The organism is Streptomyces sp. NRRL F-5630 (assembly GCF_000719475.1).
Classification (GTDB): domain Bacteria; phylum Actinomycetota; class Actinomycetes; order Streptomycetales; family Streptomycetaceae; genus Streptomyces.
The window spans coordinates 22419-47395 of the sequence record NZ_JOGO01000039.1 but is presented as its reverse complement, the minus strand read 5'-3'; the positions used below and the strand labels follow the sequence as shown (position 1 = coordinate 47395).

Annotated in this window: 30 protein-coding genes and 2 pseudogenes; 19 read left to right on the top strand and 13 right to left on the bottom strand. The window is 72.5% G+C overall.

Annotated elements, in window-relative coordinates; genetic code table 11:
* Positions 1-296: 296 nt before the first annotated feature.
* Positions 297-902: a histidine phosphatase family protein gene (locus IF99_RS0118900; protein WP_030997724.1), complete on the top strand. Its 606-nt coding sequence runs from the start codon at positions 297-299 to the stop codon at positions 900-902.
* Positions 903-1064: 162 nt separating this feature from the next.
* On the opposite strand, the gene IF99_RS35000 is transcribed toward IF99_RS0118900, so the two are convergent.
* Entirely contained in the window at positions 1065-2729 is a 1665-nt protein-coding gene (locus tag IF99_RS35000) for a hypothetical protein (protein WP_234340751.1), read from the bottom strand.
* 190 nt (positions 2730-2919) lie between these two features.
* Between IF99_RS35000 and IF99_RS0118890 the strand changes: the two genes are divergently transcribed.
* The gene (locus IF99_RS0118890; protein WP_051703566.1) at positions 2920-3291 is read left to right on the top strand and encodes a hypothetical protein; all 372 of its coding nucleotides are present in this window, start codon (positions 2920-2922) and stop codon (positions 3289-3291) included.
* A 443-nt stretch (positions 3292-3734) separates the two neighbouring features.
* The gene (locus tag IF99_RS0118885; RefSeq protein ID WP_030997721.1) at positions 3735-5156 is read left to right on the top strand and encodes a hypothetical protein; all 1422 of its coding nucleotides are present in this window, start codon (positions 3735-3737) and stop codon (positions 5154-5156) included.
* Positions 5157-5334: 178 nt separating this feature from the next.
* On the opposite strand, the gene IF99_RS0118880 is transcribed toward IF99_RS0118885, so the two are convergent.
* Complete coding sequence (locus IF99_RS0118880; protein ID WP_030997720.1) at positions 5335-6189, bottom strand: spermidine synthase; 855 nt, start codon at positions 6187-6189, stop codon at positions 5335-5337.
* Positions 6190-6345: 156 nt separating this feature from the next.
* On the opposite strand from IF99_RS0118880, the gene IF99_RS0118875 reads away from it, so the two are divergent.
* Together IF99_RS0118875 and IF99_RS32555 are read left to right on the top strand one after the other, a co-directional pair.
* Positions 6346-7074 (top strand): response regulator transcription factor, encoded by a 729-nt coding sequence (locus IF99_RS0118875; protein WP_051703565.1) that lies wholly within the window; start codon positions 6346-6348, stop codon positions 7072-7074.
* A gap of 186 nt (positions 7075-7260) precedes the next feature.
* Complete coding sequence (locus tag IF99_RS32555) at positions 7261-7434, top strand: CsbD family protein (protein ID WP_078655155.1); 174 nt, start codon at positions 7261-7263, stop codon at positions 7432-7434.
* 179 nt (positions 7435-7613) lie between these two features.
* On the opposite strand, the gene IF99_RS0118865 is transcribed toward IF99_RS32555, so the two are convergent.
* Both IF99_RS0118865 and IF99_RS34045 read right to left on the bottom strand, forming a co-directional pair.
* On the bottom strand, positions 7614-9290 hold the full coding sequence (locus IF99_RS0118865; RefSeq protein WP_030997718.1) for a bifunctional aspartate transaminase/aspartate 4-decarboxylase: 1677 nt from the start codon (positions 9288-9290) through the stop codon (positions 7614-7616).
* 33 nt (positions 9291-9323) lie between these two features.
* Complete coding sequence (locus IF99_RS34045; protein ID WP_158716622.1) at positions 9324-9515, bottom strand: hypothetical protein; 192 nt, start codon at positions 9513-9515, stop codon at positions 9324-9326.
* Between the two features lie 323 nt (positions 9516-9838).
* Between IF99_RS34045 and IF99_RS0118860 the strand changes: the two genes are divergently transcribed.
* The gene (locus IF99_RS0118860) at positions 9839-10873 is read left to right on the top strand and encodes a LacI family DNA-binding transcriptional regulator (RefSeq protein ID WP_030997717.1); all 1035 of its coding nucleotides are present in this window, start codon (positions 9839-9841) and stop codon (positions 10871-10873) included.
* A gap of 187 nt (positions 10874-11060) precedes the next feature.
* Here the strand turns inward: IF99_RS0118860 and IF99_RS0118855 are convergent, their stop codons facing one another.
* From IF99_RS0118855 to IF99_RS0118845, 3 genes are all read right to left on the bottom strand, one after another.
* Complete coding sequence (locus tag IF99_RS0118855; protein WP_199806518.1) at positions 11061-11669, bottom strand: endonuclease; 609 nt, start codon at positions 11667-11669, stop codon at positions 11061-11063.
* Positions 11670-11723: 54 nt separating this feature from the next.
* Positions 11724-12332 (bottom strand): DNA polymerase ligase N-terminal domain-containing protein, encoded by a 609-nt coding sequence (locus IF99_RS0118850; protein ID WP_030997714.1) that lies wholly within the window; start codon positions 12330-12332, stop codon positions 11724-11726.
* A 220-nt stretch (positions 12333-12552) separates the two neighbouring features.
* Positions 12553-12939, bottom strand: coding sequence for a DUF4267 domain-containing protein (locus tag IF99_RS0118845; RefSeq protein ID WP_030997713.1), 387 nt, complete (start codon positions 12937-12939; stop codon positions 12553-12555).
* 113 nt (positions 12940-13052) lie between these two features.
* Between IF99_RS0118845 and IF99_RS0118840 the strand changes: the two genes are divergently transcribed.
* Positions 13053-13631 carry a TetR/AcrR family transcriptional regulator gene (locus tag IF99_RS0118840; RefSeq protein WP_030997712.1) on the top strand — a complete coding sequence of 193 codons (579 nt, stop codon included), beginning with the start codon at positions 13053-13055 and terminating at the stop codon, positions 13629-13631.
* A 242-nt stretch (positions 13632-13873) separates the two neighbouring features.
* On the opposite strand, the gene msrA is transcribed toward IF99_RS0118840, so the two are convergent.
* Positions 13874-14383 (bottom strand): peptide-methionine (S)-S-oxide reductase MsrA, encoded by a 510-nt coding sequence (msrA, locus tag IF99_RS0118835; RefSeq protein WP_030997711.1) that lies wholly within the window; start codon positions 14381-14383, stop codon positions 13874-13876.
* Positions 14384-14832: 449 nt separating this feature from the next.
* Between msrA and IF99_RS34370 the strand changes: the two are divergent.
* From IF99_RS34370 to IF99_RS0118820, 3 genes and pseudogenes are all read left to right on the top strand, one after another.
* Positions 14833-15171, top strand: a pseudogene (locus IF99_RS34370) (hypothetical protein); the annotation flags it as partial.
* The gene (locus IF99_RS0118825) at positions 15157-15648 is read left to right on the top strand and encodes a thiol-disulfide oxidoreductase DCC family protein (protein WP_030997710.1); all 492 of its coding nucleotides are present in this window, start codon (positions 15157-15159) and stop codon (positions 15646-15648) included. The pseudogene IF99_RS34370 and the gene IF99_RS0118825, both read left to right, overlap by 15 nt.
* A 23-nt stretch (positions 15649-15671) precedes the next feature.
* Positions 15672-16610 carry a TetR/AcrR family transcriptional regulator gene (locus IF99_RS0118820; RefSeq protein ID WP_030997709.1) on the top strand — a complete coding sequence of 313 codons (939 nt, stop codon included), beginning with the start codon at positions 15672-15674 and terminating at the stop codon, positions 16608-16610.
* Here the strand turns inward: IF99_RS0118820 and IF99_RS0118815 are convergent.
* Positions 16600-17622 carry a hypothetical protein gene (locus IF99_RS0118815; protein ID WP_030997708.1) on the bottom strand — a complete coding sequence of 341 codons (1023 nt, stop codon included), beginning with the start codon at positions 17620-17622 and terminating at the stop codon, positions 16600-16602. The genes IF99_RS0118820 and IF99_RS0118815 overlap by 11 nt on opposite strands.
* The gene (locus IF99_RS0118810) at positions 17619-18281 is read right to left on the bottom strand and encodes a hypothetical protein (protein ID WP_030997707.1); all 663 of its coding nucleotides are present in this window, start codon (positions 18279-18281) and stop codon (positions 17619-17621) included. Before IF99_RS0118810 ends, IF99_RS0118815 begins: the two co-directional genes overlap by 4 nt.
* A 245-nt stretch (positions 18282-18526) precedes the next feature.
* Here IF99_RS0118810 and IF99_RS0118805 point away from each other — a divergent pair, with 245 nt between their 5' ends.
* Entirely contained in the window at positions 18527-19246 is a 720-nt protein-coding gene (locus tag IF99_RS0118805) for a VOC family protein (RefSeq protein WP_030997706.1), read from the top strand.
* Positions 19247-19283: 37 nt separating this feature from the next.
* On the opposite strand, the gene IF99_RS0118800 is transcribed toward IF99_RS0118805, so the two are convergent.
* Complete coding sequence (locus IF99_RS0118800) at positions 19284-20051, bottom strand: hypothetical protein (RefSeq protein WP_030997705.1); 768 nt, start codon at positions 20049-20051, stop codon at positions 19284-19286.
* Positions 20048-20233, bottom strand: a complete 186-nt coding sequence (locus IF99_RS0118795; protein WP_030997704.1) for a hypothetical protein — start codon at positions 20231-20233, stop codon at positions 20048-20050. Before IF99_RS0118795 ends, IF99_RS0118800 begins: the two co-directional genes overlap by 4 nt.
* Positions 20234-20340: 107 nt before the next feature.
* On the opposite strand from IF99_RS0118795, the gene IF99_RS0118790 reads away from it, so the two are divergent.
* From IF99_RS0118790 to IF99_RS0118765, 7 genes and pseudogenes are all read left to right on the top strand, one after another.
* The gene (locus IF99_RS0118790; RefSeq protein WP_030997703.1) at positions 20341-21174 is read left to right on the top strand and encodes a helix-turn-helix domain-containing protein; all 834 of its coding nucleotides are present in this window, start codon (positions 20341-20343) and stop codon (positions 21172-21174) included.
* Complete coding sequence (locus IF99_RS0118785; RefSeq protein WP_030997702.1) at positions 21171-21362, top strand: DUF397 domain-containing protein; 192 nt, start codon at positions 21171-21173, stop codon at positions 21360-21362. Before IF99_RS0118790 ends, IF99_RS0118785 begins: the two co-directional genes overlap by 4 nt.
* Before the next feature lie 127 nt (positions 21363-21489).
* Complete coding sequence (locus IF99_RS34995) at positions 21490-21621, top strand: hypothetical protein (RefSeq protein WP_234340754.1); 132 nt, start codon at positions 21490-21492, stop codon at positions 21619-21621.
* Positions 21590-21811 (top strand): DUF397 domain-containing protein, encoded by a 222-nt coding sequence (locus IF99_RS0118780; RefSeq protein WP_030997701.1) that lies wholly within the window; start codon positions 21590-21592, stop codon positions 21809-21811. Before IF99_RS34995 ends, IF99_RS0118780 begins: the two co-directional genes overlap by 32 nt.
* 165 nt (positions 21812-21976) lie before the next feature.
* Positions 21977-22171: a DUF397 domain-containing protein gene (locus IF99_RS0118775; protein WP_030997700.1), complete on the top strand. Its 195-nt coding sequence runs from the start codon at positions 21977-21979 to the stop codon at positions 22169-22171.
* 302 nt (positions 22172-22473) lie between these two features.
* Positions 22474-22647: pseudogene (locus IF99_RS35770) on the top strand (hypothetical protein); the annotation flags it as partial.
* A 156-nt stretch (positions 22648-22803) separates the two neighbouring features.
* Positions 22804-23211: a hypothetical protein gene (locus IF99_RS0118765; protein ID WP_030997698.1), complete on the top strand. Its 408-nt coding sequence runs from the start codon at positions 22804-22806 to the stop codon at positions 23209-23211.
* Between the two features lie 24 nt (positions 23212-23235).
* On the opposite strand, the gene IF99_RS32545 is transcribed toward IF99_RS0118765, so the two are convergent.
* On the bottom strand, positions 23236-23619 hold the full coding sequence (locus IF99_RS32545) for a hypothetical protein (RefSeq protein WP_199806516.1): 384 nt from the start codon (positions 23617-23619) through the stop codon (positions 23236-23238).
* A gap of 597 nt (positions 23620-24216) precedes the next feature.
* Here IF99_RS32545 and IF99_RS0118760 point away from each other — a divergent pair.
* Positions 24217-24765 (top strand): GNAT family N-acetyltransferase, encoded by a 549-nt coding sequence (locus tag IF99_RS0118760; RefSeq protein ID WP_030997697.1) that lies wholly within the window; start codon positions 24217-24219, stop codon positions 24763-24765.
* Positions 24766-24977: the final 212 nt, after the last annotated feature.

The following is a 24977-nucleotide window of genomic DNA, read 5'->3' as shown; positions in this document are numbered from 1 at the left end:
CCGCCGCACCCAGACCTCGCCCCGGCGCGGCGGCCCACTTTACGTACGGATGCGGCCTTGTGGCGGGGGTGACCCCCCCGCCTCGTGAGATCCCCGCGTGTCACGTGGGCTTTCGGTGCGGTTCTCCCGGGGTTTCCCCGGGAGGATCACGTCGCCCGCGAAGAACACGGGTACAGCGCGCAAGCGGGACGAACCCGCGCGGAGCGGACGCCGGGGCCTGCGCGATGATGGGGCGGCGCGCCGTCGATCCGTACGCCCCGCGCCCCGTTACGCACCCGTACAGGAGAGACCCCGCCATGTCATCGTCGTCCGCCACCCGTGTCCTGCTCGTCCGTCACGGGCAGACCGCCTGGTCCCGCTCCGGGCAGCACACTGGGCGCACCGACATCCCGTTGCTGGAGGACGGCCGGCGGGACGCGGCGCTGCTCGGCAAGCGGCTGCGGGAGGAGCCCTTCGCCGGGCTCACGGAGGCGGTCGTGCGGACCTCGCCGCTCGCGCGGGCCGCCGAGACCTGCGAGCTCGCCGGGTTCGGCGGGCGCGCCGAGCCGTGGAACGCGCTCATGGAGTGGGACTACGGGGACTACGAGGGGCTCACCCCGGCCGGGATCCAGGAGCGGAACCCCGGCTGGTTCCTGTGGCGTGACGGGGCGCCCGGCGGCGAGTCGGTCGCGGAGATGACGGCGCGCGTGGACTCGGTCGTGGAGTGGGCGCGGGCGCTGGGCGGCACCGTGGTGCTCTTCGCGCACGGGCATGTGCTGCGGTCGGTGTGCGCGCGATGGCTGGGCGAGCCGCTGGAGTTCGGGGCGCGCGTCCGGCTGGCCCCGGCGTCGCTGTCGGTCCTGGACTGGGCGTACGGGCGTCCGGCGATCGACACCTGGAACGACACCGCCCACCTCTCCTGACGGACCCGGCCTCGCCGCCGGGAGCGCCCGCGCCGGTATCGGGCGGCTCGACGTGCCCGGTCGCTCCTACCTCGCGCCCCGCGCGCGACGAGCGTCCCGCCACCGCCGCGCTGTCTCCCGCCCCGCCCCGCCGCGCCGGGCGGTCGCGCGGGCTCGGGCGGGTCAGGCCGCCGCCAGGAAGCGTGCCACCTCTTCGCTTCTCCTGGCCCCGTGCTGCGCCAGCCGTCCCCGGGTCGTCCGGAGTATGGCGTCGATGCGGGAGGAGCGGACCTCGCGGTGCAGGAGGCGGAGGACCGCACGGCCCGTCGTCGCCGCCTCCTCCGGGTGGCCGGCGGCGCTGAGGTCCTGCGCGAGTTCGGCGGTGTAGAGGGCCTGGTTGCGGGTCAGGTGCGGCGTGCGGGTGGCCGCGTGGGAGGCGGCGCGGCGGGCGTGGGTGAGGGCGCGGGGCCAGTCGCCGAGGCTGCTCCAGCACTGCGCTTCCAGCCAGTCGAGTTCCGCCTCGCTGTAGAAGCAGAGCAGCCACTCGGGGTCGTCGGGGCCCGGCCCCTTCGCGTACAGGCGGTGGGCGCGCGCGAGCGCCTCCTCGCAGGCCGCGCGGTCCGCGAGCCCGGCGCGCCCGCCCGCCTCGCGCAGCGCGAGCAGCGAGAGCAGGTGCGGCGCGGTGAGCCGCCGCGCGGCCCGCGCCCCCGCCTGGGCCGCGCGCACCGCCTCGCGCGGGTGCCCGGCGTCGCGCGCGAGGAAGGCCGAGTTGCAGAAGGCGTGCGCCTCCAGGCCCGCGTCGTCCGCGAGCCGGGCGGCGGCGAGCGCCTCCCCGTAGTGCGAGCGGGCGTCGGCGTAGCGGCCCGAGTCGTGCGCGAGCCAGCCCACCGAGAGGGACAGCTCGCCCGCCGCCACGTGCAGCCGGTCGCTGGTGGACTGCCGCGCGGTGCCCGCGTCGAGGAACTCGTGCGTGCTGCGGAGCACCCCGGCCGCGTGCTGGAAGACCCGGCCCGCCCCGTGCCTGTCGTCGAGGCGCCTGATCTCCCGTACCGCGTCCTCGACGGCGGCGATCTCCCGCTCGCCCGCCCGCTGCCCAGGGATCGCGGGAATCCGCGGCGCGGCGGCGGCCGTCGCGCCCGTACCGAGGAGTCCGGCCGCGAGCGCGCCGGCCGTCGCCGCCCCTGAACCGATGAACGCGCGACGGTGCACGTCGCTCTCCTCGTCGTGTCGGTGCGGCTCGCCGTCGGCGGGCGCCTGCCGGTGCCCGTCCGGCGGCGCGCCCGGTCGCGGCGGCGCGTAAGGCGGTTGCTGGCCCGGGGGCGTCGGGCGTGCCGCCCTGCGTCCCCGTACCGTCTCGCGCGGAGCGAAACCGAGGTCACTGAGTGTGTGCCCGGGAAACAGGTGCAGGAACACTCGTTCGTAGGCGTAATTGGGGCAGCGGATCTCCCCGGCCTCGACGCGTCCGATGTACCGCGCGTCGCACGAGACCGCTTCGCCGATCTCCCGTCCCGCCCGCCGCACCCGCGCCGCGAACTCCCCCGGCGAGAGCCGCCCGCGCAGCGCGCGGAAAGCGGTGTTCGGCCGGGGAACGCGCTGCTCCAGCACCTGTGGGGGCGAGTTCGGCACGTGGGGTGGCGAGGGGGCGCCACGCTCTCCGGCAGGCTCCTGGGACGAAAGCGGCTGCGGTGCCGACGAGGTCATGACCGGCCTTTCGTGCGGTACGGGGTCGGGGCGGGGCGGCCGTCGAGACGGGGCCACTCGTGTGCCGACGGAGCAGAAAGATACCCGCTGTGACCGGATCGACACAGGCGGTTGGCTGACGGGGGAGGAGCGGCCGTGATCCGCCATGAAATGCCATGCTTCTCGGTGGTGTCGTGCCGTAGCCCCCGAGGGGGTGCGCGCGTTGGACGGTGCGGGGAACGAGGAGCCGCGCCCCCGGCCTGGCGGCCGGGAGGTGCCCCCGGCTTCGCAGCGATAAGGAGGGGTTCCCGTGCCGGAGTCCACTGCGTCCACCGATCCGTTGCCGGCCCAGCCGCCGATGGGCCTCCCGCCCGCCTGGGACCTCGTCACGGTCCCCGTGCGCCAGGGCCTCGAAGCGGTGGACATCCTGCGGCGCAGCACACCGCTGCTCGGCCCGGTCGTGCACGACGCCCCCTGCGAGACGCTCGGCTTCGTCGTCCCCGAGGGGACCGCGCGCGGCTGGGACGTGCCGGGCAGCGCGTGTACGGAGACGGCCGGGCGCGGACTGCGGCTCACCACCCCGCCGGACGCCTGCGGGCACACGGGCAACGCGACGGGCACGTGGCTGCTGCCGCCCGAGGAGAGCGGCGAGTCCACGGACCCGGCGATCCTGCGCCACGCGCTGGGCGAGGCGGCCCGCACGATCGAGGCGGCGGACGGCAGGCGCTGACCCGGCGGGGGCCCCACCGCGCGGCCCCTGCCTCGCGCCCGCCGGGGATCAGGCCGGTAGCGCTGGGCGAACCGGCTCGGCCGGAAGGGCGGAACAAACGCCATCCGCTCCGCTTCCCTCGCCCGCCGCGAGGTGCGCGCGCGTCACGGCGGGCCGAGTGGCGGGGCTCGTTGCCTCAGCCCGCGAACCCGGCCACCCAGGAGCGCGCGGCCCGCGCGGCGACCTCCTCGGGCCGGGCTCCTCGCACCACGTGCCGAGCCCGCCGCCGACGGCCGGCGCGGCGACGCCGTGGGCGATCGCCCACAGCTCGGCGGCCCGCTCGGCCGGGACCCCCTCGTTCTCGGCGCTCGCGGGCCATATTTCCCGCGCCCTGCGCGGACCCGGCCCCCTACGATCACCCGGTACGGCTGCTGGAGGGGTGGGAATGCTTTGGAGGGGTGGGAATGCTTGAGGACGTCGAAGGCGGGAGAGCGGCAGCAATACGGCTCGCGGGAGGTGCGCCGCTTCGGCGCACGCTCGATGTCGCCGATCCCGCTGACTGGCTCGCGCTGGACGCAGGGGTGCGTGAGGTGGCCTGGCACCGCTCTCAGGTCTTGCCGGGGTGGGAGCGCTCCGCCCCCCTGCCCGCCGACCTGGCTCAGGCCGACGAATCACGGCTCGCCCTCGCCCTCTGCCACCGCGACGGGCGGATCCGTCAGGAGGCGGTACGTCAGTCGGTCCGGTACCCCGGTCTGTTGCCGTTGGTCGTGATCCGGTGCGCCGACTGGGTCGGGCCGGTGCGCGAGCACGCGCGGCGGCTGCTGTGCGAAGCCTTGAACGTGGGCTCTGCCCTCGACCTCGCGCCGCTCATCCTCCGCGTCGGCCGCCGCGGCAGAGGTGCCTTCGGCGTCGAGGTGCTCGGCCACGTCCTGCGCCAGGCATCTCACGGGCAGCTCGCTGTCCTCTTCACCGCCCCCGACCGCATCGTCCGGCGGTTCGCGTACCGGCTGGCCATCGAGGGCCGCCTGCTCCGTCCCGCCGAGCTGGCCCGCGCCGCCGCCTGGGACCAGGACACCGTGGTCCAGGACCTGTGTGCCACAGCGGCGCTCACGGCTCTGGGGGATGAGGATGCCTACGAGGCTGTGCTGCCTCTACTACTGTCCGCACGCAACCCGCGTGTCCGTTCGACCGGCGTCACCGCGCTGAGACGGGCGGGGTGGCCGGAGCGGGCGGAGCCGTTTCTCAGCGACCGTTCCGCGATCGTGCGCGCTTGTGCCCGGTATGTCGTACGACAACGGGGCGGTGACCCGGCCGCCTGGTACAGGGAGCGGTGCATGGCACCTGACCACCCCGAGTTGCCGCCCGGTGCGGTCATCGGGCTGGCCGAGTGCGGGAACCGCGCGGACGCCGGGCTGCTGCGGCCGCTGCTCGCGCACCCGGCGGCCAGGGTGCGGGCGCGGGCGGTAGCAGGGTTGCGGACGCTGGACTGTGCAGACGCGCAGCAGATACGGCCGCTTCTCGACGACCCTGCCCCCGAGGTCGTCCGCGAGACCACCACCGCCCTGCTGCCCTCGGCCAAGGAGCTGCCCGCCGACTGGCTACTGGAGCGCACCGGTTCCCAGCGGCCGCGGCACGTCCGCGTCGGCGCCTTCCGGCTGCTCGACGCGCGCGGCGGCATCGTGGCGATTCGGGCGGCGGTCGGTCTGCTCCAGGATCCCGATGTGAAGCTGCGCACCTGGGCCGCGCACTCAGTGCAGCGCTGGCATCCGTCCCCGGACGAGCGGCGCGGAGACGCGGAGGTGGGGGAACTGCTCGGCCGGAGCCGACACCTCCTCAGCGACTACACGCTGCACCGGCTCAAGTGGGAGGCCGGGGTGAACAGTTGAGAGTGCGCTGCGGTCCAGAGAACCGCGCTCAACACTCGCCGCCCGGGGGACGGTCGTCGCCCGATCCCCCCGCCGTCGCGGGACAGCCCGGCCCGTCCCCGTCGCCCGCAGTCGCCGGGCGTCCCTGGACCGGCACCCGGGCCCGTCCCTCCGTCCCCGGTCCGCCCCCCGTCGCCTCCTACGGCGCGAACACCCCCGCCGGTGGGGCCGGTGAGCGTTTCGCGGTTGTGTCCCGGACCGCTGTCGCCCCGCCCGTGAAGTCCCGGAGCGCGCGGCCGTGTTCGACGCGGCCGGGGTGGGGGTCGGAGGCGACCGCGCGGGTGTAGGGCGCGAGGGGGAGCGGGACGGCCGAGGCGGCGAGGACCGCGTTGCCGAAGTGCTTGCCGCGCAGCACCGCGGGGTCGGCGGCGAGAGCGAGTTCGGGGAAGACCTCCGCCGCTGTCGCGATCTGGCCGCGCAGGAAGGCGAGCGGCGGCCCGTCGGTCAGGTTCGCGACGTACGTGCCCGCCGGGGCCAGTACGCGGCGGACCTCGACGAGGTACTCGGTGCTCGTGAGGTGCGCGGGTGTGCGGGCGCCCGCGAAGACGTCCCCGATGACCAGGTCGGCCCAGTCCTCGGGGAGCTTGGTGAGCACCTCGCGCGCGTCGGCGGCCCGTACCCGTACCCGCGCCCGCGGATCGAGCGGCAGGTGCGCGCGCACGAAGGCGGTCAGCGCCGCGTCGACCTCGGCGACCTGCTGCGTCGAGCGCGGGCGGCTCGCGGCCACGTACCGCGCGAGCGACAGCGCGCCGCCGCCGAGGTGCAGCACTCGCAGGGGGTGTCCCGCCGGGGCGATCAGGTCGGCGAGGTGGCCGATGCGGCGCTGGTAGGCGAAGTCGAGGTGCTGGGGCGCGTCAAGATCCACGTAGGACTGCGGCGCCCCGTCCAGCGTCAGGGTGAAGGCCCGCGCGCGCCCGCGCTCGGGGACCAGCTCCGCGCGCCCGCCGGCCACCTCGGCCGTGAGCCCTCCGGCCTCGTTCCTCTTCCGTGCCATCCGGGCATGCTACGGGGGTGGCGCGAAACCTCCCAGGTCACGGCCGCCCCGCACCCCCGGCCCCACCCGCCCCTACCGCGCCAACCACGCTCCCGCCAGGGCCGTTTGGGCCCTTCCGGGGCCTCGCGCCCGCCGGATGGGCTACCGTCCCTGCCTATGGCGCGTGTGCTCGTGGTGGAGGACGACCCGTTCGTGCGTTCGGCCCTGATCCGGCACCTGTCGGAGGCCGCGCACGCGGTGCGCAGCGTGGGCACGGCCCTGGAGGCGCTGCGGGAGGTGGCCCAGCACGAGGTGGACCTCGTCGTACTCGATCTGGGCCTGCCCGACCTCGGCGGGGCGGAGGCGCTGCGGATGCTGCGCGGCCTCACCAACGTGCCCGTCATCGTCGCGACCGCCCGCGAGGACGAGGCCGAGATCGTCCGCCTCCTCCACGACGGCGCCGACGACTACCTCGTCAAGCCCTTCTCCGCCGTCCACCTCCTCGCCCGTATGACCGCGGTGCTGCGCCGCTCCCGGCCGGGCCGCGAGGAGCCCGCGGGCGTCCTCACGGTCGGCGGACTGCGCGTCGACCCCTTACGCCGCCGCGCCGAACTCGACGGCGTGGAACTGGACCTGACCCGACGCGAGTTCGACCTTCTCGCCTTCCTCGCGGGCCGCCCCGGCGTGGTCGTCCCGCGCCGCGAACTCCTCGCCGAGGTGTGGCAGCAGTCCTACGGCGACAACCAGACCATCGACGTTCACCTCTCCTGGCTGCGGCGCAAGCTCGGTGAGACAGCCGCGGCCCCGCGCTACCTCCACACGCTGCGGGGGGTCGGCGTGAAGCTCGACCCTCCCGTACGGGAGCCGGCACCGCCCCCGGCCCTGCCCCTGCCGCCGCTCTCCTGACACGCCCGCGGGACCACCCGACTGACGCGCCCGCGGGACCACCCGACTGACGCGCCCGCGGGACCACCGGACGGAGCGCTTGAGGGGGCCCGCGCGGAACTTTCCCGGACTCGCGGGTTTTCCCTCGCGTCCCTCGGGCACCCGGATCGTGACGGAACTTACTGGACCAAACGGACGGAGCGCGACATGGCCACGGACGACAAGACCCAGGCGAAGACCGAGCAGGCCAAGGGCAAGGTCAAGGAGACGGCCGGCCGTGCGGTGGGCAACGAGCGGCTCACCGCGGAGGGCCGTGCCGACCAGATGAAGGGCGACGCCCGCCAGGCCAAGGAGAAGATGAAGGACATCGCCAAGGACTGAGGAGAGCGCCACGGCTGACGACGCCTCGTGGACGGCCGGAGCGACCGGCGCGTCCGGGAAGAGGCGCGGAGCCCTCGGCGACCCCGGTCACGGGTGGTGGCCCCCGGAAGACTCTTCCTGGGGCCACCACCCGTGTGCCGTGCGCACCACCCGGGCCGCGTCAGCTCTTCCGGCACGCGTCAGTTCTTCGCCCGCCGCCACTCCTCCTCGTACTCGTCGAAGACGGCCCGCAGGCGGTGCCCGATCCGCAGGTAGTCGAGGTCGTCGAGGTTCGCGAGCGAGACCCGTACCGACCACTCCGGGCCGTCGAAGCCGCCGCCGTTGAGGAGGACGACACCGGTCTGCTCGGCGAGGCGGAAGAGCGGGTCGATGGGCTCGTACGTGTCCCGGAGGTAGCGAGCGAAGTCGGCGCCGCGTGTGCGCCCGGCCTCGGCGAGGAGGTCCAGCTCGACGTAGTACCCGGCCCGCAGCGGGTCCTCGGGGAGCGTCATCCCGGCGCCCTCCAGGAGAAGTCGCAGCCGGTCGGCGACGATCCGGCGGACGCGGTGCTTGTACGCCCGGCCCTCGTCGAGCAGGCCGAAGAGCGAGAAGAGCGTCATGAGGACCTGCTGCGGTGTCGAGAGCCCCGCCGTGTGGTGGAGTGCGACGTCCCGCGAGTCGGCGACCATGCGGTCGATGAACCGCATCCTCTCCGGTTCCAGCGTGAGCGTCCCGTACCGCTTGGCGAGCCGGTCCTTCGCCTCCTCGGGCAGCGCGGCGATCCGCCGGTCGATCACGTTCTCGTCGTGCAGCGCGACGACACCGAGCCGCCAGCCCGTCGCGCCGAAGTGCTTCGCGTACGAGTACACGAGCAGCGTGTGGTGCGGGAGGTCGGAGGCGAGCGAGGTGAAGCCTTCGACGAAGGTCCCGTAGACGTCGTCCGTCACGATGACGAGGTCCGGATTGGGCCCGGCGACGATGTCCTTGAGCTGGTTCCTGACGCGCTCGCTCAGCGCCAGCGACGGCGGGTTGCTCGGGTTGACGAGGCATACGAGCCTGACCGAGGGATCGGCGAGCTTCGCGACCTCCTCCTCGGGGTAGTGCCACTCCCGCACCCCTTCCTCCGCGCGCATGCTCGCACGGACGAGGACGACGTCGAAGTCGAAGGTGTCGAGTCCCGGGATCTCGATGTACGGGGTGAAGACCGGCACCATGAGCGCGACGCGGTCGCCCTTCTTGACGACGTCGTTCTTCAGGAGCGAGTCGAAGATGTAGCACATCGCGGCCGTGCCGCCCTCGGTCGCGAAGAGGCTCACGTTCCCCTCCGGCAGCGCGCCCCCGTACAGCTCCTCACCGAGGTACCCCCGGACGATCCGCTCGGCGCAGGGCAGGACGCGGCCCGGGACGGGGTAGTTGTCGCCCGCGACGCCGTCGGCGAGTTCGTGCACGAGCGTGTCCGGGTCGAGCCCGAAGCGCCGCCGCGCCTCCGCGACGCACCGTCCGAGCAGCTCCGTGCCGGGGAGCCCGGGGTGGCGGCGCAGGAACGAGTCGAGGCGCTCGCCCGCGCCGCGCGCCTCCGGCATCCCGCCGAGGTGGTCGGCCGTCCACACGCGCTGCGACTCCTCCAGCGCGAAGTAGCCGAGCGCGTGGAAGGCTTCGCGCGGCCCCGTCGCGAGCCAGTTCGGGTTGCCCCGGCCCGCGTTGAGCATCTGCGTCTGGGAGGTGCCCTTCCGGCCCGGCTCGTCCTCCTGCTTGTGCTGCGCGAGGCCGATGAAGACGTCCTTCAGCTCGAACGGGCTGAGCCGCCCGTACCGCCTGATCTGCTCGCGGCTGTAGCCGGAGGAGTGGTCGACGGCACGGGATGCGGGCTGGTTCATGGCGTACTCCTGGAGAGGGACCCGTAGGGAGTCTCAGTGGTTCGGCAGGACGACGACCGCGCCGTGGATCGTCAGCGGGGCGTCGCCGAAGGCGCACGGCTCCGTGTCACGGGGCCACGGGGCGCGGTCGGCGTGCCGAGGGGACGGCGACGGCGAGGCGGAGGGGGCGCGGGGACGGTCGTGGACGATCCCCTTACGCCGAGTACAGGGGGTCGATTCGGGCATAACGGGGAAATTAGCAGTGCGGGGCGGGGGAGCCGGGTGGCACGCGGGGGCGTGCGGGGCGGAAGGACGTACGGGGCCGTGGGCGGCGCCGGGGCAAACGGGTGCGGGGCGCGGGGGCCGTTTCGAGGGGCGGTGACCGGGGTGGTGCGGTGGGGGTGAGGGGCACGGGTGGCCGGGGCCCGTGGGTGCGGGGGAGCGGGTCGCGAGGGTGAGGGGGACCGGACCCCTCTCCCGCCGGGCGCGCCCCATGCGCACAATGGGCGCGCGCGGGTGCGCAGGTGCCGAGGTGCCCCGTACGGCAGGGCGAGTGGTGGGAGAGCGAGATGACGCGGGTGAAGCGGGGCGCCGGACGGCCGACCCTTGAGGAGGTCGCGAGCCGTGCGGGCGTGGGGCGCGGCACCGTCTCGCGGGTCATCAACGGCTCGCCCAAGGTCAGCCCGCGTACGCGCGCCGCCGTCGAGGCCGCCGTGCTCGAACTCGGCTACGTGCCGAACACCGCGGCGCGCGCGCTCGCCGCGAACCGCGCGGACGCGATCGCGCTCGTCGTCCCCGAGCCGCAGACCCGCTTCTTCGCCGAGCCGTACTTCTCCGACATCGTCCTCGGCATCGGCAGCGCGCTCGCCGACACGCCCCTCCAGCTCCTCCTGACCTTCGCGGGCGGCGAACGCGAACGCGGCAGGCTGTCCGGCTACCTCGACGCGCACCGCGTCGACGGCGTCCTGCTCGTCGCGGTCCACGCCGACGACCCGCTCCCCGACCGCCTCGCCGAACTCGGCATGCCCGCCGTCATCAGCGGCCCCCGCTCCGCCGCCGAGACGCTCCCCTCGGTCGACTCCGACAACTACGGCGGCGCCGTCGCCGCCGTCCGCCACCTCCAGAGCCGGGGCCGTCGCCGCATCGCCCACATCACGGGCCGCCTGGAGGTCTACGGGGCCGAGCGCCGCCTCGCGGGCTACCGCGCCTCGGTCGAGGGCGAACCCCTCGTCGCGGAAGCGGACTTCACGGAGGAGGGCGGCCGTCGCGCGATGGCCGAACTCCTGGACCGCGCACCCGGCCTCGACGCCGTCTTCGCCGCCTCCGACCTCCTCGCCTCCGGCGCCCGTCACACCCTGCGGGCCGCGGGCCGCCGCATCCCCGAGGACGTCGCCCTGATCGGCTTCGACGACAGCGCGATCGCCCGCCACCTCGACCCGCCCCTGACCAGCGTGAGCCAGCCGACCTCCGAGATGGGCCGCGTGATGACCCGTATGCTCCTCGACGAGATCGCCGCCCGCGGCGCGGGAGCCGGCACCCCGAAGGGGACGCCGGGCCGTCAGACGGTCCTGGCGACCCGGCTGGTGGTGCGGGAGTCGAGCTGAAAAGGGCTGGTCGCGCGGCCGTTTCCCCCGGCCGTCAGTGGCGGCGGTGGGGCGAGGGCGTATCCGCGCAGTCCCGCACAGCGCCCACCGCACAGCGCCCATGGCGCCCGGTACGCACTCTCGCCGCGCCGGGCGCGAGCGCGTGGCCGACGCTGACCGCTCACCGACGCGCTCCGCCCGGTGGGCGTCAGGAGGCGTGCTCCTTGACGTCTTCCACCACCTTCTTGTCCAGGGCCGCGCGGACCAGTGCCGCCGCGAAGGTCGCCGGGTCGTCCGTCAGGCGGGCGAGGCGGCGGGGGTCCTTCGGCAGGCCCAGGCGTTCGGCTCCCTGGAGGGCCTTCGCGTCGAAGCGGGGGGCGTACTCGGGCCAGACGGACTGGGCCTCGCGGAGGAAGATGTCCACTCCCGTGGGGCCGATGCCCGGGATCTCGCGGAGCTCCGAGGCGAGCGTCCGCTCGTCGCCGTCCGCCTTCTGACGGGCCTTGCGCAGGTCTCCCGACCACTCCTCGCGGACCAGGTCGGCGCCCTCGCCGAGCTGGGTCGCCGTGCGTTCGTCGTACCGGCGGTAGTGGCCCTCGCCCAGCGCGTCCACGCGTTCCTGCCAGCTTGCCTCCTCCATCGCCTTCGGCGAGCGCAGGCCGTGCGCGAAGAGCGCGCGGGCCGCCGCCGTCGCCACGTCCGCCCGGATACGGGCCGACAGCAGCAGGCTCAGGACGAGGAGCTGGTAGAGCGGTTGCGGGGTGTCGCGGAGGGTGATGCCCGCTTCGGCCGCGTAGGTCGTGCCGTGGCGTTCCATGAGGGTCGCCGCAGTGCTGGCTCGGGTCACTTCTCTCAGTCCTCTCCGGGTCGGTCAGTCCTCTTCCGCCACCTGTCCCAGCGTGCGGCCCGTACGGGCCGAGCGGGCGCGGTGCGGGTCCGGGGTGCCGTGCCCCTCGCCGGGGCGTACGCCCTTCTCGCGGGCCTTGATCAGGAGCCACGCCTCCTCGCCCTTGCCGCCCGTGCGGAAGCGTGTGAGCGCGTACTCGCCGTGGAGCTTGTCGCCCTCCAGGCGGAAGGTCGCGTGGCCGGAGGCGAGCGCCTCGTCGAAGGGGAGGGGGTGGCCGCGCTTGTCGTGGCTCAGGGGCTCGTAGGTGCCCTGGTCCCAGACCAGTACGGTGCCGCCCCCGTACTCGCCCTTCGGGATCACGCCCTCGAAGGTGCGGTACTCCATGGGGTGGTCCTCCGTGGGGACCGCGAGGCGCTTGTCGCGCGGGTCGTCGGACGGCCCCTTGGGCACCGCCCACGACTTCAGGACGCCGTCCACCTCCAGGCGGAAGTCGAAGTGCATCCGGCGCGCGTCGTGGATCTGGACGACGAAGCGCGGGTGCGCCTTGGCGTCCGCCGCGAGCGAGCCCGTGCCGGACGGCTCCCTGGTGCGGGTGAAGTCGCGCCGGTCGCGGTACGTGCCGAGCGGTTCCATGGGCGGGTCCCTTCCGGCGAAGGCGGCGGTACGTCCCCCGATCGTGCCCCGGTCGTGTTCCCCCTGATCGTGCCCCGTACCCCCAGCATGACGCGCCCGCCTCCGCCCCGCCTCCGGACGGGCGGGAGGCCCTGGGAGAAGGGCGTGGACACGGTGAGACGGGGGCGCCCGGAGCCGTTGGGACCGGCTTCGGGCGCGCCCCTGCCGTGCGCCGCGCGGCTCAGGACAGCAGGAGGACGACCCCGGCGGCGGCCAGGACGGCCGCGGTGGCGCCGTGGATGCCGAGCCACGCCGCGACCGGCCCGCCGCTGAACCGCACCGCGAGCGCGTCGGCCGCCGCGGCGCCCGCGCCCGCCAGCGCCAGCCATCCCGCGAGGTGGTGGCCTCCGCCGAGCAGCCCGATCATCAGCATGAGCCCGAGGGTGATGTCGCGGTTCCCCTTCACGGAACTCCAGGCGCGGAAGGCCGGCAGCTCGGCGGGGGTGTCCGGGATGCCGAAGTCGGTGGCGGCACGCGGCGTGAACTGGAAACGGGCCCCGATGAGCATGATCCCGACGGCGATCGCCCAGGCGGTGACGGTGGCCGTGGTGGTGAGGACGGTAGGCATGACGGGCGTACTCCCCTTCGGTCGGCGCCGACCTCGTGTCGAGCGCCGCTCTCTTCGCTAGCAATGCTAGGCATAGCGTCGGCCTGTTGTCTAGCGACGCTAGAATTCGGAGCATGTCCATCACAGCGAACCGTCGCGAACGTGAACGAGCCGAGCGGCACCGGCTGATCCTTTCCGTGGCACGGGAGTTGGCCGAGTCCGAGGGCTGGGAGGCGGTCACCACCCGCCGCCTCGCGGAACGGGTGGAGTACAGCCAGCCCGTGCTCTACAGCCATTTCAAGGGGAAGGGCGCGATCGTCGAAGCGGTCGCCGAGGAGGGTTTCGCCGAACTGGGCGCTCTGCTGCGGCGGGCGCGGGCCGCGGCGGGGCCCGGGCGGCGGAGCGTGGTCCGGGCGGTGTGCGGGGCCTACCTGGACTTCGCCGTCGAGCACGAGGCGCTCTACCAGGCCATGTTCGTCATGCCGACCGGCTTGACGTTCGCCGGCGAGGAGACGCCGGAGGTGCTGCGCGACACCTTCGACGCCTTCGTGGAGGCGCTGCCCGAGGAGACGGACGCCCGGGAGGGGCGCGCGGAGCTGCTGTGGGCGGCGCTGCACGGCATCTCCGTCCTGTCCGCGACGGGACGGGTCCCCACGGAGGGCGGGGAAGCGCGTCTCGACCTGCTGATCGACGGAATCGTGCCGGGCGCGTGAGGAGGCGGGGGGTGGGGCACGGGGCGGGAGGTGCGTGAGGGCGGGGGACCAGGGGCGGCCGACGCGCGCCGGACCTCGCTGAGCCCCCGCCGCCCGCGTCACCCTCGGCCCCCCCCCAGGAAAGGGGCGGGCGTCCACCGCCTGGTGAACGCCCGCCCCGCCCGGGACCGCCGCCTGCCGCTACCGTTCAGGGCTACCGTCCCCGCCCCGTACCGTCGCCTGTCGCTACCGTCCCCGCCGTCTCACTTCGCCTCGGCGGAGGGCAGCTTCCAGTTCGGTCGCGGGAAGTGGCACGTGTAGCCCTCCGGGTAGCGCACCAGGTAGTCCTGGTGCTCCGGCTCGGCCTCCCAGAAGTCGCCCGCGGGCTCGACCTCGGTCACGACCTTGCCCGGCCACAGGCCGCTCGCGTCGACATCCCTGATCGTGCGCTCGGCCGTCTCGCGCTGCTCCTCGTTCGTGTAGAAGATCGCGGAGCGGTAGCTCGAACCGATGTCGTTGCCCTGCCTGTCCTTCGTGGACGGGTCGTGGATCTGGAAGAAGAACTCCAGGAGGTTCCGGTAGCTGGTGCGCTCGGGGTCGTAGAGGATCTCGATCGCCTCGGCGTGCCCCTCGTGGTTGCGGTACGTGGCGTTCGCGACCTCGCCGCCCGTGTAGCCCACCCGGGTCGAGACCACCCCGGGCTGCTTGCGCACCAGGTCCTGCATCCCCCAGAAGCAGCCGCCCGCGAGGACCGCCTTCTCCGTCTGCGCCATGCCGTCATCCCTCTTCAGTCGTAGCCGAGCCGCGCACGGCACGCCGTCCGCGGCTTCCACCTTGCCGTCCCGCACGTGTCCGTGCACACCGGAAGGGCCGGAGCGGCTGCGACGTACGCGCGGGTGCCGGGCGTCCGCGACATGCCCGCCGCGAGTCGCCCGCCTTGACTGAACACCGCGCACACCACCTCGTATGCCCCGTCCTCGGCGTCGTCCCGGGCGCCACCGGCGGGACCGGCCGCCGCACCGTCGTCTGGCCCGGTCCCGCCGGACCGGGCGAGGCGTTCCGGTCCTGGCCCCGACAGCACGCCGAAATTGCCCGGAAGCGCCCTCGAATCGGCCCCGGCTCCGGACTTGAACATGTTCAAGAACGAGTCTACCGTCATCGACGACGGCACTTTTGAACGCGTTCAAGTGTTCAGCCGGTTCGAGGGAAGAAAGGTGGGGCAATGGACCTCACGGTTGTCACGTACGTCGTGTACCTGGCCATCAGCGTCGGGCTCACGGTCTGGGTCGCGCGGACGCTCAGCAGCAACGGGCGGATCTTCCTCGCGGACGTCCTCAAGGGGAACGAGCCGCTCGCCGAGGCGGTGAACCGTTTGCTCGTCGTCGGCTTCTACCTCGTCAACCTCGGTTTCGTGGCGCTCTACCTGCGCTCCGACAAGGTGGTACGGGACGCTTCGGGCGTCTTCGAGGCGCTCTCGGTCAAGCTCGGTGTCGTCCTGCTCGTGCTCGGTGTCCTGCACCTGGGGAACGTGTACGTGCTCAACAAGATCCGCCCCCGGGGCGAAGGGGGCGAGGTCTTCGGCCTCACGGTGCTCTACGACGCCGAGTGCTCCCTGTGCTCGTACGTACGGAAGTGGCTCGGCGGCAGACCGCAGCTCGTCCCGCTCGCCTTCGTTCCCGTCGGCTCCGCCGAGGCCGCGGCCCGCTTCCCCGGTCTCGACCAGGCCGCGACGCTCGCCGAGATCACGGTCGTCGGGGACGGTGGGCAGGTCTACCGGGGGCCGGCCGCCTGGATCGTCTGCCTGTGGGCGCTCGCGGAGTACCGGTCGCTGGCCCTGCGGCTGAGCACCCCGGCGGGTGCGCGGCTCGCCCGGACCGCGGTCCTGCGCGCGGCGAGGTGGCGCGAGGCGCGGCGGCAGCCCGAGGGCTGCGGCGCGGGGGGCTGCCGCCGCGTGGACGGCTGGGAGTACCTGCCCGAGCGCGGCTGGGTGTACAGGCGGCCGGGGCCGGACCGCTGGGGAGGGGGCGAGGTGGCCTAGGGTCGGGTGTCGTGGTCGAGGAGATGAACAGCGAAGAGGCGCGGGGTCCCGAGCCGGAGGAGGCGGGCCCCGCGCCGCGTTCCGGGAAGTTTTCCGGGAAGTCCTGCGGGGAGGCCGAGGCGGTCGGTGAGCCTGAGGGGGCCGGGAAGGCCGAGGCGGTCGGTGAGCCCAGGCGGACCCGGGAGGCCGAGGGGGCCGGTGCGGCCGGGAGGGCCGGGAGTGCTTCCCGGCAGAAGAACCTCCCCAAGGGCGAGCAGACCCGGGCCCTCATCATCGAGACCGCCCTCCGTCTCTTCCGCGAGCGCGGGTACGACAAGACGACCATGCGGGCCATCGCGCAGGAGGCCGGGGTCTCGGTCGGCAACGCGTACTACTACTTCGCAGGCAAGGAACACCTCGTCCAAGGGTTCTACGACCGCATCGTCGCCGAGCACGCGGTGGCCGTGCGCCCTGTGCTCGACGGGGAGCGGGACTTCGAGAAGCGCTTCCTGGGTGTCCTCAAGGCGTGGCTCGAAGTCGCCGCCCCGTACCACGGTTTCGCCGGTCAGTTCTTCAAGAACGCCGCCGACCCCGACAGCCCCCTGAGCCCCTTCTCACCCGAGTCCGAGCCGGCGCGGGACGTCTCGCTCGACATCCACCGCGAGGTCCTCGCCGGTTCCAGGGCGAAGGTGACGCCGGAACTCGCCGACGCCTTGCCCGAGTTGATGTGGCTGGCACAGATGGGCCTGGTCCTGTACTGGGTCTTCGACCGCTCGGAGGGCAATGAGAAGACGTACCGCCTCGCCGAGCGCGCCGCCCGCCTCACCGCGCACGGCGTCCGCCTCTCCCGGTTCCGCGTGCTGCGCCCTCTCGTCAACGAAGTGCACGACCTCTTCGCGGACTTCCTCCCCGGCATGGCCGAGACGGTCGCCCGCCGGGCCTCCTCGCGCGGGGCGGACGAGGGGGGCCCGGTCAGCGGTTGACGGACTGGATCTCCCGTACCGTGACATCCTGCTCCGCGCCGAAGCTCCCGTCCGGGAGCGGTTGCGGCGCGGCGACCCCCGTACCGGTCCAGTTGATCTTCCAGGTGAGCGTGGCACGCAGCGGGAAGGTCGCGTCTCCCGAGGAGCGCAGATACGTGACCCCGCACGGCGGTGTGCGGTCCGCCTTGCCCCGCGCGAAGGGCTCGCCGATCCGCCCGCCCGCGAGCGGGCAGACCCCTGAGCCGGGCAGGGTGCGGGCGTCGGGCGTGCCGGGTTCGAGCGCGAGCGAGTGCGCGGTCGCCGTCGTCGTCGCCCGGATGCCGAGCAGCGGCACGGAGGCCGTCACCGACACCGGCGCGAAGTCGCCCGCGTCCAGCCAGGCCCACGTCGGCAGGTTCACCTTCGAGGCGTCCCCGGGCGCGAGCCGCACCTTCGTGGAGGGGACGCGGACCTCGGCGTACGCGAGGCGCGCGAGCATCTCCGGGGTGATGGCCTGCGGGATACCGGCGGGCGGCGGATCGCCCTTGTCGACCCAGAAGATCGGCTTGTCGCAGTCGAGCGCCCCGGGCTCGCCCTCACGGCCGGGCGTGACGTACGAGGCCCACCAGTACCCCTTGCCGGTCTTCTCCTTGTTGAACTCCGGGTAGTCGCCGTCCTTGTAGTACGCCCGCTGCTTCGCGTCCCACTCGTAGCCGGTGGACTCGGCCGCCCAGATCGGCTCCAGGTACGCCTTGAGCTGGGCGGGAGAGTACTTCGGCGCGTAGTAACAGGCGGGCGGGGTCCAGTCCGAGGCGGCGGTGACGGGACCGGCCTTGGCACCGGAGCCGTTGTGCGAACGATCGAAGACGACGGCGCCCGCGGTGGCGGACAGCGCGCCGTCGGGGTTGGCGTCGCCGGAGACGTGGGCCTGGTCGCCGCCGAAGTCGTCCCCGGTACCGGCGTGCGCGGGCACGGCGGCCAGAAGAAGCACGCCGGTCACCGCCACGGGGAGGGCGAGCCGCTTCGTCGTCATGGCTGGCACAGCGCACTCCCGGCGTCGGAGATCAGCTTCTCGGTGACCCAGACGCCTTGGTCGTTCAGGCGCAGGCGGGCGTTGTAGAGGACGTAGTCGTCCTTCGAACCCTGGGTGAGTTTCGTCTTTCCGGTCTTGACACTCTTGCGGTACGCCTTGCTCTGGTCCTCGCAGTAGACGAAGCCCGCCGTCCCGTCGTCGTTGAGCTTGAGGTTCGGCTTCGTGTAGCGCATGGAGCCGGTGACACGGTCGTTCGTGTCCACGAAGCGCTGCACGTAAGCCTGGGCGTTGGCAGCGGCCTCCCCGGACGCGTAGAAGCGGAAGCCGGGGTCCGTGGGCTTCTGCCGCGTGACAGCCATCTGGAGCGACTTGATGAACTCTTCGGTGTCCTTGTAGACAGCGTCCTTCTTCGTGTCCCCTGTGCCGGGCCAGTCGAACGCGATCTTCAGGTCTTCCGGCAGCTCGATCTTCGGCCGCTCCGCGGTCTTCTCGCTCCGGCTCGGTGAAGGACTCGGCTCGGCGCTGCTCCTCGTCGGCTCCGCGCCCTTGACGCCATCGTCCTTCTTCGACCCGGAGTCGTCACCCCCGCACGCGGAGAGAGACGCGGCCAGCGCGAGTGCGACCCCGGTCGTCAGGACGGACGCGGTACGGCGATTCACGGACAACTCCCTTGTGCGGGTCGGCTCACGGCGCGCTCACACGGTACTGAGTACATCCGGCCCGCACCACCTGTCACCACTTTCGTGACCGGCTTGGCACGTACATGGCGCTCCACCGCGAAATCGCGGGCGAAAATCCTGTGGTGGGAAGGGCGTACTGCGCCGAGGATGAGGCCGTTTCCTTCCTGGGGGGTGCTCGTGGTCGTGGCGACCATCCCGCACCTCCCCGCGCAGATCGGAACCCCATGACCGTACGACTCGACGCGCTCTGCCTCTCGGCGCAGGACCCCGCGCGCCTCTCCCGCTTCTGGTGCGACCTGCTCGGCGGCGGGGATGTGGGGGAACGGCCCGACGGCTGCCACGAGTTCACCCCGGCCACCAACCCCGGCCTCCCCCTCCGCTTCCGGCCCGGGGCGGCACCCAAGACGGCGCAGAACCGGCAGCACTTCGACCTGACGAGCGCGTCGCCCGCGGACCAGGAGGACACCGTGGCGCGCGCCTTGTCCCTCGGGGCCCGGCACACGGACGTGGGCCAGCGCCCGGAGGAGGGCCATCGGGTGCTCGCGGACCCCGAGGGCAACGAGTTCTGCGTGATCGAGGCGGGCAACGCCTTCCTGGCGGGCTGCGGCAGGATCGGCGCGCTGGCGTGCGACGGCACCCACGCGGTGGGCGTGTTCTGGAGCGAGGCGCTGGGCTGGCCGCTGGTGTGGGACGAGGGGGAGGAGACGGCGATCCAGTCCCCGGCCGGGGGAACGAAGTTCACGTGGGGCGGCCCCCCGCTGATGCCCCGCACCGCGCCCGACCGCTTCGCCCCGGACCTCGTCCCGGAGGCCCCGGGCACGTACGAGTCCGAGGCGGCCCGCCTCCAGGCCCTCGGCGCCCGCCTCCTCGCCCGGGAGGATGGCCACGCGGTCCTCACCGACCCGGACGGCAACGAGTTCCGGCTGCTTGGCGGAGCGGAGTGACAGAAGGCCCGCGAGGGGCGTCGGCAGGTCCGAGTACCTAAGCGGGCGCGCCTGTTGTCGCGAGCACGCACCTGCCGGGGTGGCCGGGGTAGAGGCCGCATGGGTGGGGGCCGGGCTGTGGGCGAGGGCAGAACGGGAGGCGGCGGGCCTGGTACGGGGGCACTTCCCGCGTGAACGTGACCCAGACGGCCCCGTCGCACAACGGCCGTACGACACCGACGTGTTCGACCCCGTCATGCGCGGCGAGACCGCACCGGGTACGGGCCACGACACCCCCGCCGGGGACTCCGGAACTCGCGCGCTTCGCGAAGATCCCCATGATCTCGGGGACGTCGGTCTCGGCGTCGCAGCGGTTGGGCGGGAGCGGCGCGGGGGTGTCGCTCGCCCGTACGGGGTGGGTCCCCTCCGGGGGAATCGGGCGGGCGCCCAGCTCGTACCAGGTGCCGCCGATGTCGGGGCACCGCAACGTGAACGGACAGCCCAGGGCGAGCACTTCTCGTACGCGTCTCTGCCGTTCCGCGTCCTCGGCCCACGCGCGCAGCGCGGCCGGGGCGTCGGGCCGGCGCGCCGCGACGGGCCGTACGAGCCCTGGCGCGAGCCACCGCGCGACGGGTCCGGGATCGAGCCGCACCGCGAGCCGCAGCGCCTCACTCCGCAACCAGCCCGCCGCCTCGTGGTGCGCGAGCACCGGCACCCGACCGAGCAGCACGGCCTTCCGCACGTCCCCACCCCGCGACACCACGGTGTAGGGGGTGTCGTGGACCGAGGCCGCCGCCGCGACGGTGCCGGGGAACGCGCCGCTCACGCCACCGCTCCCGCGTGCGGGTGGCGGGCGATGAGCACGCGGCAGTCGGTGGCACGGGAGTGATCGCCACGCCCGGCGGCCTCGCGTTCCTCCGCGCGGAGGCGGCGACAGGTGGGGCAGGTGGGGGAAGGGGCCGACTCGGACCGCGCCGTGGCGCCCAACTGCCGGGAGGGGAAAGGCATGAGGGATCACTCCTCTGTGTAGCGAAGTGGCTACCGATGGTCCCAAGGTGGCTTATCGTGGGTTCCTCATCAACTTGCGTCATCTGATTGGTGAAAAGGGGCCGCTGATGGTCAACCGGAAGTCTCTCGACCCCACTTCCTCGGGCGCTGCCGCCTACGGGGCGTATCTGCGCAGGCTGCGCGACGAGCGAGGCTGGTCCCAGGAACACCTGGGCGACCTCCTCGGATGCAGCGGCGGCCACGTCTCGGCGGTCGAAACGGGCCGCAGACACCCGACTCAACAATTCTCAGCACGATGCGATCAAGTGTTCGGGGTAGGGGACGTTTTCGTACGACGTGCGGCGAAGCTCAGGAACCGCCCGCTGCTCGAAGGAGTCGTGGAGTATCTCGAATACGAACGGCGTGCGGTGGAGATCCGGTCCTATGAAACCGGCGTGATCACTGGCCTGCTCCAGACCCCCGACTACGCGAGGGCCATTGAGGCGGATGCCGTACGGCGTGGCGTGGCTACGCGCGAGCAGGCGGAAGAGCGGGTGAAGCTTCTGCTGGAGCGACAGAGTCTGCTTGACCGTTCCCCCGAGCCTCCTTTTGCCTTCATGGCGCTGGATGAAGGATGCCTGCACATACAGATGGGTTCCGCGCAACTCATGCGAGAACAGTTCGATCGACTGCTTGAGTTCGCCGCACGACCGAACAGCGTTCTCCAGGTGGTCCCCTTCACCGCCGGCGCCCAGCGTTCGTTCCGGCTCCCCATCACGATTTTGACGATGCGTGACCGGACGCTGCTGTCGTACGCGGAGTCGGCGCACCGTGGCCATCTGGACCAAGTGGCAGCGTCTGTCGCGCCGAGGCTTGCGGCCTACCATCAATTGATGCGCGACGCGCTTTCCCCTGCGGGTACTGTCGCCATGATCCACGCACTACGAAAGGGCCTCGCATGACTACCAAGCCCCAGTGGCGTACGTCTTCCTACAGCGGTCAGGGTGGCACGTGTGTCGCGGTGGCCACCAACCTGGCCTCCGTCACCGGCACGGTCCCGGTCCGCGACAGCAAGCGCCCCGAAGGTGACGTGATCGCCTTCGGTCGCGATGCCTTCACCTCGTTCCTCGGGGCTGTTCGCCAGGGGTGATCGCCTGGAGTTCCGCATCCGCGAGAGCCCGTCGTCTCCCTGACAGGGGGCGGCGGGCTCAGCTGGTGAAGGGGCAGTGCAGCGTCTCCTCGACCTCGCCGAGGAGAGCGCTCATGTCTCGATTCGGGTGCTTCCGTCCGGGGCGGGTCTCCACGCCGGGATCGACGGTGCTTTCCAGCTCCTACACTGCGAAGTGGGGGCGCCGCACTGCATGAAGGGCCCGACACATGAACAAGAAGGTCGACCTCACGAACGCTGAGTGGGCGAAGAGCGAACTGTCCAATGGCAGTGACAACTGTCTGGAGGTCGCGTTTGTCGATGGCGTCGTAGCGCTGCGGGATTCCGTGGACGTGGGCGACCCGGCCGCTCAGGTCCTGATCGTCTCGCGCAAGGACTACGAGCTGTTCACGGCGAGCGTGCGCGCGGGGCAGGCCGACCTGCTTCCGTAGGGTCCGGCCGGTTCTTCGGGGTCCGTCGCAGTCTGCTGGCAGCGGCGGGCTTCGTCGTCTCACGTGACGGGTATCCCCGTGTAGTCATCGGTCGGGAGCGGGGCACGTCCCCCGCAGCGGATGCCGGCGGCGCGTTCAGTGATTTGCGAGGCGAGGAGAGAACTCATGGCGGCACAACTCCCTCACTGGTGCACGTCCTCTCACAGCGGTCAGGGTGGCTCGTGTGTCGCGGTGGCCACCAACCTGGCCTCCGTCACCGGCACGGTCCCAGTCCGCGACAGCAAGCGCCCCGAAGGTGACGTGATCGCCTTCGGTCGCGATGCCTTCACCTCGTTCCTCGGGGCTGTTCGCGAGGGGTGATCACCTGGAGTTCCGCATCCGCGAGAGCCCGTCGTCTCCCTGGCAGGGGGGCGACGGGCTCTGCCGGTGCGGGGGTGATGGCTTATTGGGCTTCACGAGGCGAAGGAGAGCGGCATGACGTCAGATCCCCCTCAGTGGTTCAGGTCCTCTCACTGATCGTTTCAGGATGAAGCCTGTTGGGGGCTTGGTGGTTGTGAAGCTTCCCCTTGACGTTGGACACCTGGAGACTGGGTCGTGAGGTTCCAGAGGAAGTAGTGCCAGGTGGGAAGTAAGAGCAACCCCGGTAGGCGTACACGGAGGAGTTCAAGCGGGACGCGGCCACTCTGGTCCGTTCCTCCGGTGGGACCGTCACCGAGGAGGCCCGGGAACCCGGCGTCAGCGCCGAGGGGTTGCGCAAGTTGACCCGTGAGCAGGCCGAGACGATCGAGGTGCTGCGAAAAGCGGTGGTCTTCTTCGCGAAGGAGAGCGATCGGTGAACAGCGATCGGTGAACGACGTGTACGTGCCGTAGTTCGTAGTTTCCTTCAAGGCTTCTGGGCCCGGCAACTCTCAGCGAACGTCGGAGAATCGACCCTGAATGCACAACGGACAGTGCCGCTGTTGGGGAACGCCCCTGCCTGACATCATGATCACATGAGACTACCGCTGCGCGTCGTCCTCTGGATCTACATCGCCTTCAACGTGCTTCAGACCATCGTTCTCAGTTTCACCCCGGAAGTCGTGGACCGCGCCTACCGCGGCGGCGAGATGACCCCCATCCGCCACTTTCAGTGGTACGCGATCGCCGGCTACCACGTACTGATCATCGCTGTCACATGCGTCGCCATGAGCCTCAAGCGCGCTGCCGACCGCCGCAAGATCATCGTGATCAACGCGCTGATGTACATCCTCTGGGACTCCGCCGCGCAGGTCATCCACTGGGGGGACGCCATCGGCATGTCAACCTCGGATCTGTTGATCAACGCCGGCGTCAGCTTCACCGTCGGCATCATCCTGCTCGTCGTGGCGAGACTGGATCGCGACGCCGAGCCCGCGACGTGATGCACCGGGTCCTTGACGGATCGGTCAGCGCGAGAAACAGCAGGCCATGGGACGTGTGTGCGCCGCTGTAGTTCTTCCAGTTGTCCTTCCCAGTGCGGCGCCGAGTGCGGATGAGGGTGCCGTCCAGCAGGACCACGACCCCGCCGGCCGCAGGCGATCTTCTTCAGTGCGCGGTCCGGGCGCGGTCACGGGGGACAGCAGCCGGATCACTTCCATCACCCAGCGGCGCACGGTGGAGGCGGATACCGCGTTACCGCCGGCCATGTCGGCAAGACGCTGGTCGTGACGGAGCACGGCGAGCACGATGACCGCCTGAATCCCGGAACTGGCTTGACGCCAGCGGGTGTTCAGCCGGTTGCGTTCCTGGCGTATCAGGTCGCCGACGAGATCGAGGGTCCGCTTCGACACCGGAAGCCGAACCGTTCCGCGCGTGGGAGCGACCGGATCGGGCGCCCTCTATATCCCGGAGCGGTGGCGTCCTCCAGGACGACGGGCATATCCGTCCGGCGCCTGCCGCGTCTCAGCGGCCCGCCCCGCACCCTGCTGCTGCATCCCACCGGCAGCGCTTTTCTTCACGAGACGTCATCGAGGGTTCACGGGTGTTCGCCCGCCCGGTCTTCCCCTTGCCTGTTGCCCCGGGTCGGACAGCGGCACTTGGACTTCTCTCCGGAGCTCCGCACCCCGCCCTACCAGCGACGCACGTCCGGGTGCGGACGGGCCATCGGACACGGAGCCGGGGTGACCCTGTCGTCGGCGCCATCGCCGACCCCCTCTCCAAGAGCGCGTGGCTCGGGTGGTGAAGGTGCGACCACGGAGGCACTCGATTTTGACGAACATCCAGAGGTTCTCCGCGAGGGCGCCGACCGCCGCAGCCGACCTGGGCCTCTCGGGGGCGCGCCGCAGCCGCCCGTCACAGCCGTCCAGGGCCCCATGGCCGTCCCGGCCTCCCAGCGCGCACGGCTGCCCTCCGCCGCAACCGACCCTGGCGTCCGCCACACTGGACCCATGCCGCTCCTCGTCACCCCCCGCCTCCACCTGCGCCGCTTCCGTCCCGAGGACGCACCGGTGCTCGCCGCCTACCGGTCGGTGCCGGACGTGGCGCGGTACCAGGGGTGGAGCGCGCCGGTGGGGGAGGAGGAGGCACGACTGCTCGTGCGGCAGTTCGCGGCCGGTGACCCCGAGGCGCCGGGCTGGTTCCAGTACGCGGTCGAGGAGCGGGCGACAGGGGCGCTGGTGGGAGACGTCGGGGTGCGGCTCGACGAGAACGGTATGCAGGCGGATCTGGGCTTCACGCTCGCTCCGGCCGCTCAGGGGCGCGGGTACGCGACCGAGGCGGTACGGGCCGTGCTCGGCGACCTCTTCGGACGGCGTGGCCTGCACCGGGTCTCGGCGGAGTGCGACGCCCGCAACCACGCCTCGGCCCGGCTCCTCGAACGCGTGGGCTTCCGGCGCGAGGGCCTGCGGCCCGCGTACACCTGGCTCAAGGGCGAGTGGACCGACGACGTGCTCTACGGGCTGCTCGCGGAGTGGTGGCGCGACGGAGGGGGCGACTGAGGGGCCCGGGCCGCGTCCGGCCCGCTCGCGCGTCCTCTGCGCCGACCGGCAGGGGATGAGGCCCGCGCCCATCGGCGCGTAAGTGCCGCCGCCGCCCCCTCGCCGCGCCGGAAGCCCATGCGGCTCCGCCTGCGCCCAGGCGTCAAGGGGCGCGAGACGGGCGCCGGGAGTTGACACGGTGTGACGGAAGCTCACTCGGCGTGGCAGTTCTG